Origin of the sequence: uncultured Mailhella sp. (assembly GCF_905187505.1) — a bacterium.
In the GTDB taxonomy this organism is placed as follows: domain Bacteria; phylum Desulfobacterota; class Desulfovibrionia; order Desulfovibrionales; family Desulfovibrionaceae; genus Mailhella.
Map to the genome: position 1 here is coordinate 1 of NZ_CAJJIC010000087.1, position 10,086 is coordinate 10,086.

8 protein-coding genes are annotated in these 10,086 nt (G+C 61.6%); 6 read left to right on the forward strand and 2 right to left on the reverse strand.

Translation table 11 applies throughout. The annotated features are described in order from the left end of the window. The first annotated feature begins 227 nt into the window (after positions 1–227). The 6 genes from QZZ60_RS08265 (at position 228) to QZZ60_RS08290 (ending at position 5,948) form a co-directional block, all read left to right on the forward strand. The gene (locus tag QZZ60_RS08265; RefSeq protein ID WP_295640408.1) at positions 228–2,153 is read left to right on the forward strand and encodes an AsmA-like C-terminal region-containing protein; all 1,926 of its coding nucleotides are present in this window, start codon (positions 228–230) and stop codon (positions 2,151–2,153) included. Between the two features lie 11 nt (positions 2,154–2,164). Beyond that, positions 2,165–2,605 (forward strand): hypothetical protein, encoded by a 441-nt coding sequence (locus tag QZZ60_RS08270; RefSeq protein ID WP_295640410.1) that lies wholly within the window; start codon positions 2,165–2,167, stop codon positions 2,603–2,605. Positions 2,606–2,614: 9 nt separating this feature from the next. Further along, complete coding sequence (locus QZZ60_RS08275) at positions 2,615–3,088, forward strand: YbaK/EbsC family protein (protein WP_295640412.1); 474 nt, start codon at positions 2,615–2,617, stop codon at positions 3,086–3,088. A gap of 132 nt (positions 3,089–3,220) precedes the next feature. Beyond that, complete coding sequence (locus QZZ60_RS08280; protein ID WP_295640414.1) at positions 3,221–3,580, forward strand: hypothetical protein; 360 nt, start codon at positions 3,221–3,223, stop codon at positions 3,578–3,580. Positions 3,581–3,787: 207 nt separating this feature from the next. Further along, a complete protein-coding gene (secD, locus tag QZZ60_RS08285; protein WP_295640416.1) occupies positions 3,788–5,431 on the forward strand; it encodes a protein translocase subunit SecD in 1,644 nt (547 codons plus the stop codon). Between the two features lie 118 nt (positions 5,432–5,549). After that, positions 5,550–5,948 carry a MucR family transcriptional regulator gene (locus QZZ60_RS08290; RefSeq protein ID WP_295640418.1) on the forward strand — a complete coding sequence of 133 codons (399 nt, stop codon included), beginning with the start codon at positions 5,550–5,552 and terminating at the stop codon, positions 5,946–5,948. A 1,438-nt stretch (positions 5,949–7,386) separates the two neighbouring features. On the opposite strand, the gene QZZ60_RS08295 is transcribed toward QZZ60_RS08290, so the two are convergent. Next, positions 7,387–8,562, reverse strand: coding sequence for a hypothetical protein (locus QZZ60_RS08295; RefSeq protein ID WP_295640420.1), 1,176 nt, complete (start codon positions 8,560–8,562; stop codon positions 7,387–7,389). A 202-nt stretch (positions 8,563–8,764) separates the two neighbouring features. Further along, complete coding sequence (locus QZZ60_RS08300) at positions 8,765–9,751, reverse strand: calcium-binding protein (RefSeq protein WP_295640422.1); 987 nt, start codon at positions 9,749–9,751, stop codon at positions 8,765–8,767. Between the last annotated feature and the right edge of the window lie 335 nt (positions 9,752–10,086).

The window sequence follows — 10,086 nt, forward strand, 5'->3', positions numbered from 1 at the left end:
CCCTCCCCGCCCTTCTCTCCTCTGCCTTTTCTGTCCCCCCTGCCGTAGCTTCCCCCGCAGCGTCGTTCCCCCGCCCCGTCGTTCCCTCTCCGCCACGGCTTCATCCCCGTCGTCTTTTCCTCTGCCCCTTCTCTTTTTCCTTCCGCCACGCCGCCCGGACGAAGGGACTTGCCCCATCTGCCGATTCTGTATAGTGTAGACCAATAAACTGTTCGCCGGATGATCAGATGCTGCGAAAAATATTCCTTGTTCTCGTTCTTCTCGTGCTTGTGGCCGGTGGCGGCCTCTTCGCGCTGGTGGCCACAAACAGCGACATCATCATCGACAAGTTCAACGCCTATGTGGAAAACAGCACCGGCGCGCCCCTCGTGACGGAAAAGGCGCCCGAACTCACGCTCTTCCCCAACCGCGGACTGGAACTTGCCGCCAGCTCCTGGAAAAGTCCCGACGGCTCGCTCGAGTTCAGCTTCAGCCGCGCCTCGGTCATGATTTCCTCCCACGCGCTTTTCACGGGCAAGTTCAGCATCAAGAACTTCTCCGTGGACGATCTCGATCTGACCATGCGGCTCAAGAAGCCCCTCATGGAGTATCTCGACGGCATTCCCGCCAGCGTGGAGCACCGGCGCGACTTCGACGATCTCATACAGACCATACTGCACGCGCTGCGCATCGCGCCCGACAACATCAGCATCAACCGTGGCCGCGTCTGTCTCATCCAGCCCGACGGCTCCACGGTGGTCTTCTCTCCGGTCACGCTGAGCGCCACCAACGTGCATCCCGGCACGGCCACCAAGTTCAATCTGCAGACCGACATCGAAGCCTCCTCGCCCTTCTTCCACGCGGGAGTGGAGCTCAACTGTTCCGCCCTGCTCGACAAGAAGAAGGCCTCCTTCGCCATTGAAAAGGCCATGCTCACCCCGGGCAACGGGGTGTCCTTCCGGGAGTATCTCAACCTTTCCGGCGAGCTCGACTACGATTTCGACAGCGACGCCCTCACCCTTTCCCAGCTGCGCTTCAAGGGGCCCGATCTCTCGGCCACGGCCTCGGGCAGCGTGGATTCCCTTGCGCGCATGTACAGCGATCCCGTGCGCGGGGACGCCTCGCTCAAGGTGGAAATCGAAGGCGATCCGCAACGCATAAGCGCCATCATCCATCATCCGCTGCCCTTTGCCGATCAGAGCATCTTCAGCGACTGCGCCTTCAGCGCGCAGATGCGCTGGTCCGGCGGAAAAATGACCATGACCGGCATTCAGGGCAAGGCCGACGATCTCACCTACAGCGGCAATCTCACCATTTCGCCGAATCCCTTCGTCATCACGGGGGATCTCAAGCTCGGCGATCTCGACATCGACGACTACCGCAGCAACTCGCCCTCAGACTCGCCCAAGAAGCTGGAGAACCGCGACTTCACCCGCTGGCCCCGCGTGAATCTTCAGCTCGACGCCGATCACGTGCGCTGGAACCGCGTGCATCTGGAAAGCGTGCACACGCGCCTTGCCGGACAGAACGGCACCTATGAATTCAATCCGCTCTCCGGCATTCTGGCCGGCAGCCCGGTCACGGCGGCCATGAAGATGGTCATGCTGCCCACCACGCCGCTTTCGTCGAGGCTTTCCGCCAACTTCAGCGTGCCTCAGGCCAACCTTGACGATCTGTCCCGCGCCATTGCCGATCGACCTCTGCTTTCGGGCAGCGGTTCCATCAACGCATCCGTCTCGTTCACCACGTCGCGGGGTCTGCCTTCGCTGAGCGGCAAGGGCAGTCTCACGTCCTCGCAGGTGGAAACGGCGTTCAGCATTCTGCCTTCCAGCATTCCGCTGGCGGGCAACCTGCTTTCCACCAACCGTTTCGACCGTCTGTTCCTCTCCTTTGCGGCGAAGAACGGTCAGGTCACGGTGGACAGGCTCACGCTGGAGGCTCCCCGACTCTCGCTTTCCGGCTCGGGCGACGTGGACCTCGTGGCCAGGACGATAGACGCTTCCGGCTCCGTGCTCATGCCCGGCAGCGCCTCCCTGCCCGTGCGTCTCGAGGGCGATCTTGCCGCCCCCCGCTACTCGCTCGCCGGAGAAGATGCCAGACGCCCCCTATCCTCCAAGGACCTCGACCTCGACCTGCCCCGTCAGTTGCGTGATCTTCTGGGCAGGCAGCACTGACAGGAGAAACCATGGCCCAGACTTCCCCCGGAAAAGGCGCAGGCAGACGCGCCGCGGAACTGTTTTCGGCCGCGGGCGGCGGCAACGGCATGCGGCCCGAACGCAGCAACGTGATCAAGCGTCTCATGCACGGCGAATTTTCGCTCACCATCACCTTCTGGACGTTCTGCGTGTCCATTCCGCTCGTGGGACATCTTCTGTTCAGCCGCATCGTGTATCCCGCGCTTGATCCGCATACCTGGTACGGCTCCACGGCGTTTCTCGCGTGGCCTCTTCTCTCGCTGCTCTACGGAGCGGTGGCCGCGCTCGGTCTGTGGCGCAGCCGCACGGGCTTTCGCGGCAATCCTCTGTGGCGAAGCCTGGCCGGTCCTGCGGCCGTGCTTCTTGCCGCGGGCTTTGCGCTCTACGCCGTCATGATGGCCGCCTCGTGGTTCATGCTCATTTCCGCCTAGGGAGCCGCCATGTCTCTGGAAAAAGCAAAGGCGCATCTCAGGCGCTGGAACAAGGACAAGGACGTTCAGGAACACGAACACTCCAGCGCCACCGTGGAACTGGCCGCAGAAGCGCTCGGCACGGAACCCGGCCGCATAGCGAAGACGCTTTCCTTTCTGAACGGCGAACGGACCATACTTCTCCTTGCCGCGGGCGACGCCCGTGTGGACAGCTCGCGGTTCAAGAAGGCCTTCGGCGTGAAGAAGGTGAAGATGGTGCCCGCCGAAGAGGTGGAGGCCCGCACGGGTCATGCCGTGGGCGGCGTGTGTCCCTTCGGCGTGCCGGACGGCGCGGACGTGTACCTCGACGTTTCGCTGCGCCGCTTTGAAAGCGTGTTTCCCGCCTGCGGCAGCGCCAACAGCAGCATAGAGCTCACGCTGCCGGAACTCGAAGAATGTTCCGGTTCGCAGGGCTGGGTGGACGTGTGCCGGGACTGGCACTAATTTCCTTCTTTGCCTTTTGCAGCCCTTGACAAAGCGTGGGAAGAAGTCATAGTCAAACTAACGACGAAAGGCTGAAACATGATGAAAGGCGCGACGGAAAGATTTTCTATCGGCATCAGGCTCATGCTCCTGATGATCTGTTGCGTCCTCATCATGCCCATGAAGGGGCAGGCTGACGAGCACCAGGAGATGGACAGCTTCCGCATGTCCACGCTCACGCTCGCCATCAGCGGCATCAGCAATCCCGTATCCCAGCTCAAGACCTTTGCCGATTCCGACGGAACGCCTCTGCGCTCTCCGGGCAAACGACAGACGAACGCCTCTTCCGGACCCGACGGCGGCGTCTCGCCCGCGGCGCTTCCTTCCGTGCCTCCCCTGCCCGACTTTTTCCTCTGCGCTCAGGAACACTTTGAAGTGCGCGCCTGTCCGCCGGAAAGTCACGGGCTCATTCACTGGTTCTCCCTCGCCCCTCCCTCCGCGTCGAACGTCTAGTCACGGCTTGAGTCCCTGTTCCGTCCCCGCGACGAAGAACAGGCATTCTGTGTGCACTTTACGTTTCGAGCGTTCCATTCCGGTCTTTTCCTTCCGAACGGCGTAGTCATTGCGTCCGCAGTTCCGGTCGCCGCATCGTGCGCGACCGCGTTCCCTGCGCGACGACGACAGGCGCCCTGCCGCCGGAACGCTCCGCGAGGATTTCTCATGCGTTCCCTGCGCTGGCGCTCATGCGTCACGGTGCTGGTGGCTCTGGCATGCGCCGCCTGCATATCCGTCAATTTCGTTTCTCTGCCGCGCTTTGCCGAAGCGTGGCTGCCCAATCCCATACGCCTCGGGCTCGACCTGCGCGGAGGCATCAACCTCACGCTCGGCGCCGACATAGATCAGGCCGTTTCCCAATCTTTGTCCCTTATGGGGCAGGATATCCGTTCCAGCGCCAACGATGCGGGAATAAGGACCCGCCTCCTCCGTCATGCCGACGGTCGAACGCTGGAATTCGTGCCGCTCAAACACGAGGGAATCGAACAACTCTCCAACCTGCTGCGCGACCGATTCGGACAGATGGCAGTCGGTTCTGTCATCTCGTCCGGATCCGGGGAAAAACTCCTTGTTTCCTTCCGCCCCGAATGGGAAAAACAGCTCCGCGAACGCATCATGGAACAGACCATACGCACGCTTCGCGGCCGCATCGACGCCTTCGGCGTGGCGGAGCCCGACATCCGCCGCCAGGGCGACGATCAGATTCAGATCCAGCTTCCCGGCGTCACCGACACGGGCCGCGCCCTCCAGCTCATAGGACGCACGGCCCAGCTCACCTTCCACCGCGTGCGGCGCGACGTTTCCGCCACGGGCGTTCTGCCTCCCGGCGCGGCGTGGTATCCGCTGGCCCAGGGCACGCGCGCGTGGACGAGCGCCTCGCGCACGGATCTTTCCGGCGGTCTGGTGCTCGACAGGGAACCGCTGCTTTCCGGTCAGGACATCGTCGACGCGCGTCCCGCCTTCGACGAACGCAATCAGCCGTGCGTGGCCATACAGTTCAGCACGCGCGGCGCGGATCAGTTCGAGCGCGTGACGGAAGAGCTCATCCATCAGCAGTTCGCCATCGTGCTTGACGGCGTAGTGCAGAGCGCGCCCGTCATCCAGCAGAAGATAAGCGGCGGCAAGGCCAGCATCACGGGTTCGTTCACCACGGAAGAAGCGCAGGATCTGGCCGTGGTGCTGCGTTCCGGCTCGCTGCCGGCCAAGGTTTCCGTGCAGGAGGAACGCACCGTGGGCCCGTCGCTCGGCGCGGATTCCATACGCGCGGGCCTCGTGGCCGGCGCGGTGGGTTCTCTGGGCGTCATGGTGGTCATGCAGGTGTGCTACGGCATGGCCGGGCTTCTTGCCAACGTCATGCTGGTGTTCACCATAAGCCTGCTCTTTGCCGGACTCGGTCTGTTCGGCGCCACGCTCACTCTGCCGGGCATTGCGGGCGTGGTGCTCACCATCGGCATGTCCGTGGACGCCAACGTGCTCATCTTCGAGCGCATACGCGAAGAAATAGGCCGTGGGCTCTCCATGAGCCGGGCCGTCGCCGCGGGCTTTCGCGAGGCGCAGAGCTCCATTCTCGATTCCAATCTCACCACGCTGCTGACGGCCGCCGTGCTCTATCAGTTCGGCACCGGGCCCATCCGCGGCTTTGCCGTCACGCTGGCGCTCGGCATTCTGGCTTCCATGTTCACGGCCATTTTCGTGTCCCGCCTTCTCTTTGAAATGTGGGTGCAGAAAAACGGCGCGACGAACTGCGGCCTTGCACCCCATGTCTCCGGGTCCGCACGCCGGCCCCGGCCCCCGCATCCTCAAGGTTGAAGGATGCGGCCCGCATCGGGCGATCCGGGTTTCTCTCCACCGGATCGCCCGCACGAACACTCCGGACGCCCCCGAAAGCGCCCTCTTTCCCATGTCAACCCTCTGGAGGAACAACATCATGGATGATTATCTGAAACAGGCCATCGAACTCGTCAAGGCACAGTCTTCCGTGCGCGTCATGCAGGAAGAAGAAATGGTGGCCATGATTCGTACGCTGGCCTCCAGCCTGAAAGATCTGGAATCGGGCGTTCACGCCGAAGAAGAGGAAGAAGCGCCCATGCCTTCCCCCTCCAGATCCATCAGGGAAAAAAGCATCACCTGTCTGGAATGCGGCAAGTCCTTCAAGCTCATCACCAGAAAGCACCTGGCCAAGCACGGCCTCGATGCCGATTCCTACCGCAGGAAATGGGGCATCAAGAGCGACGCGCCCCTGGTGTGCAAGAGCATACAGCGCGTGCGCCGCAAGAAGATGAAGGACATGCGCCTCTGGGAAAAGCGTCACGCCTCCGAAGACTGAGCCTGCCCGTCAGCCGCCGGGGACTGCCGGAAAAGGCGTTTCTCCGAGTCCCGTTTCCGCCCGCTCTGACGGGCCTGCGGAAACGTCCTCGTTTCATGCGCCCGCCGCTGCGGAGCCGCGACTTTCCAACGCGTTCCCGCCGCGCTCCGAGGAGGAGCTCCTATCTTCCGAGGGCCGCCGAACCTGCCGGGCTGCCGTGACCTGCCGGACTGCGACGGAGGTCCGTCCGGCGGAGGCCTCCGCCTTTTCCCGCAGGAAAGAAGTCCGCCCGGGCTCTTCCACGCATCCCTCACGCGAAGCCCGAGCGCCGGCCCTGCCCGTCCCTTTCTCAGAAGCCACGGACGAAAAAGGTTCGGAACGTTCCGTCTGCAACCGGCCCCGACCGGCCTGCCGTCGGAGGACGGCGTCTGTCCCCGTCGCCCGGTCATCGACGCGGAAACACGCGGCCCCTTCTTTCGGATGCCGTCATGCCGCGACAGCACGACGTGCGTATCATGCGCGGCCGGAATCGGTTCTCCGCATGAACGGGAACCGGGCCGCAGCGCTTTCTTTGCAGAACGGACATGATGAGACATTTCCACCGGCTCCAGCCGCGCCGGTGGGGCTTCGGGAGAGCGCTTCCCCTGCTTCCGGCGCTCTCCCCGCCTTTTGGCGACGCTCCGCAGTTCTGCGGAAAAACGGATGCGGTCAGGGCCGAACCGCCCGCCGCTTTTTCCGGCGTCGCCGCACGTTTCCGACAACGCGCGGAGCGCGAACGCTCCCGCTCATTTGTCGGTCCCTCTGTCTTTGCGCCGCCGCCTCAGCCAGCCGGACAAGACGGGAAGAACCGGCTGCCCCCTCTTCTTCCCCCGCCGTCCGAAATCGGCGCAAAGGCCTGTCCCCTGCCCCGGTCCGCCTGTGCGGACCGGGGTCTTTTTTCGGCCGGTCTCAACGCTCACGCCTCTGAACGCGTCCGGGCTCGCCATCAAACCATGCCGCCCTGCGCTTTCAGACTGCGGCATCAGATGCAGGGCTTTTCGGCAGCGCCCGGGCCGTTCACGAACGACGAGCGGCGGGAACCGAAGCTCGAAGGTCGATTCAGGTCCGTCAGACTCCCGTTTCTCTCCGGCCGCTCACGGTCGATGCGGGGCGACGCCCGAAGACGGCTTCGCCGGGGTTCCCCGTCTGCTGCGGAAAAAGCAGCCCAAAAAACGCCGGGCAATGACGATGACGCGCGCAAAAACCGGAATCCGCGTCACAAAGAAGGCGGAACCCTCCGGGGCATTTCCCATGCATCCCGGCATCGGCACGCAGAAGCAGGCAGGCCCGGCGGCGCTCCCCTCAAGGGACGTTTCCCTCTGACAAGGCACGACGCGAAAAAGCGACGACAAGGCGACCATCCGCCGCACCGCTCAATCGGGAGGCCCGGTCGGGGCGGGGTCAGGAACTTCCGCCGGGCTCAGGACTTTGCGGCGTTTCCGGCGACCTCAAAGGCTTTCAGAATCTGCGCGATGTGTGCGCGCATGCCCTTCGCCTCGTCGTACTGTTCCACGATCAGCCGCCTTCCGTTCCTGCGTACAGGGGCAAAGGCTTCCATGTCGTCCAGGACGCGGCAGATGGTCCTGAATCGTGCGGCAGGCTCCTTTTCCGAAAAATCCACCGCCGTGTCATGGTTCACCACGTCGCCGTCTTCGGCAAGGGGGGCCATGACCAGGCTTTCACAGCTCATGCTTTCAAGCACTTCCTGTATGAGCAGCGAGGATATTTCAGGAAAGACGTGCACGGTGCTGGAACTCAAAAGCGTCCTGTAGCGGTTCCGGTCGAGCCCTCCGGCAAGAAACAGGCGTTTGCGCAAGTTTTCCGCAAGGGCCCCGTGCAGCGCTTCCCAATGCCTTCTGCTCCCGTTGTTCCCGAACGACAGGGCAATGCGGCACGCCGGACGGTGCACGAGCAGCCCGAGCAGCATTTGCACCATCTGCTGGTCCACCGCGTTTTCGCCCTTCATGTGAAAGGTCAGAAGCTCGCCCTTCTCCCCCGGACGGGCGTCGGGGAAGAACAGCGACAGATCGTCGTGCCCGGGGGAGAAAAACGCCGTGTCCACCATGGGACGGCATACCCGTATGACGGGATGAAGCAGCGGCGGAAAAAGGCGCTTCTGCCCGGCGCTCTGCACAAAGCACACATTGCTTCGGACCATCTGACTGACCTGTATGTCCCGCATGGCCTGCATCCGGGCCGCCCTCTCTTCGGAATCGCCCCGGCTTCGGATGACGTCCGGGTAGAGCACGATGAACGCGTCGGGAAAGGCATGACGGAGAAACAGGGTCAGCCCGGCGTGGAATCTGACCAGCACGATGTCGGGAACAAAGCCCGAATCCCGAAGACGGCAGAACGTCCGACCGGCCTGCGCGGAAGCCTTGACGCTCTTTTCCCACTCCGCCTCATACCAGTCCTTTCCCTGTGGCACGCTTCCCCGGTCTATTTTCAGCCGGGCATGCATGATGCCCGGCGTGGCCGCCTCCTGCCGGGGATAAAAGGACAGAAACATCACCTCGTTTCCGGCGTCGGAGGCCAGTTGTGCGGGCATGGAGCCGAAAAGCCCCGGATAGCTGTCGTTGCAGAACAGAAATTTCATGTGTCCTCACCGCGTCATCGTCTTTCCGATCATTATCCCCGCCCGCCCCGCAGGGCAATGCCTTCCGCATGAGTCTCGCGCAAAAGCGCGCCGCACCCATGAAAAAGGGGGCGAAAGTGTGTCTTCCGCCCCCTGTTGTTTTTTATCCGGCAATCCGGGGGGGATGAACGCCGCTCGGGCCTCTCCCCCCTGCCTTCAGTCATCAGCCGTTGGAATAGGCAATGTTCTGGGCCGCCTGATCGACCATGGCCTGTATGCTGCTGTCGATGACGGTGACCGCATTATTGTCGATGTGCATGGTAAGATTCACATCCTGACCGGAAGCATCGGCAAAGCGGGTCGTGTAGCTTCCATCAGCTTGTTTAGTCCACTGTCCTCCCAGCGTCACGCTTGACTTGTCATCGTCATGATTGACGGTGATGCCGAAATCGCTCAGGGAAGTGAGGCCGAGCTTGTCGATGCCGTCTCCGGTAATGACGAGCTCAAAGCCGTTGACCAGAGGCTGACCTTGCACCTTCTCGCTATGGCTTCCGAGAAGTTTGGTTATGTCGTCACCTGTGAACTCGCTCTTGTCCACAAGCAGCGCGTCTATGCCGCTGCCGCCGTCGATGAGGTAGTCGCTGGAGTCGTAGACCACCACGTCGTCCCCGGAACCGGCGTACATGACATCCTGCCCGTCGCCGCCGTCGAGGTAGTCGTTGCCCGCGCCGCCGATGAGAATGTCGTCACCGGCTCCGCCGAAGAGCTTGTCGTCACCGCCTTCCGAGTCCATCGCGTCATACTTCTTGATGAGCCCGTCAAGATCGGCCACGGACTGCTGATCCAGATACTTCTGGAAGGTTTCCGCGTTGACCGTGCCTTCAATAAGCGCCTGAAAGCCTCCCTGTCCGTCGCCGATGAGCACATCGTTGCCGTCTCCGCCATCCAGCGTGTCGTCGCCGCTGCCGCCGACAAGCACGTCCGTGCCTGCACCGCCGTACAGAGTGTCTTTGCCGTCTCCGCCGTACAGTCTGTCGTTGCCGTCATCGCCAGACAAGGTGTCGTCGCCGGCAAATCCCCACAGACTGTCGTTGCCTTCGCCGCCATTCAGAGTATCACTGCCGTTGCCGCCGTACAGGCTGTCGGAATCTCCCGTACCGGTCATGTCAACAGAACCGCTTACTGCCGTGACATCACCCTGCTTGTCCACATGCATTTCATATTGTGCCGTATTGCCGTATTGATCCGTAACTATGACGGTGATGTCATTATTCAGGCCCTTATTCTCCCAATCTCTTATATTACTTAATATATAATTCGTTCCATCGAAAGTATTAAGATCAACATTAACATGTATAACTTCAGCCCATCCATTATCATTATAATGATAAAGATCAACTATTCCATCTTGTAAATACCCAGTAAAATCTTTATTATTATATATAATCTTTAATGTATGACTTTCAGTATCTGTAGTAGCTTTTCCATTCCCTTCAATTTCAGAGCTTTGATATTTTGTTACATCATCATCATGAATAATAAACG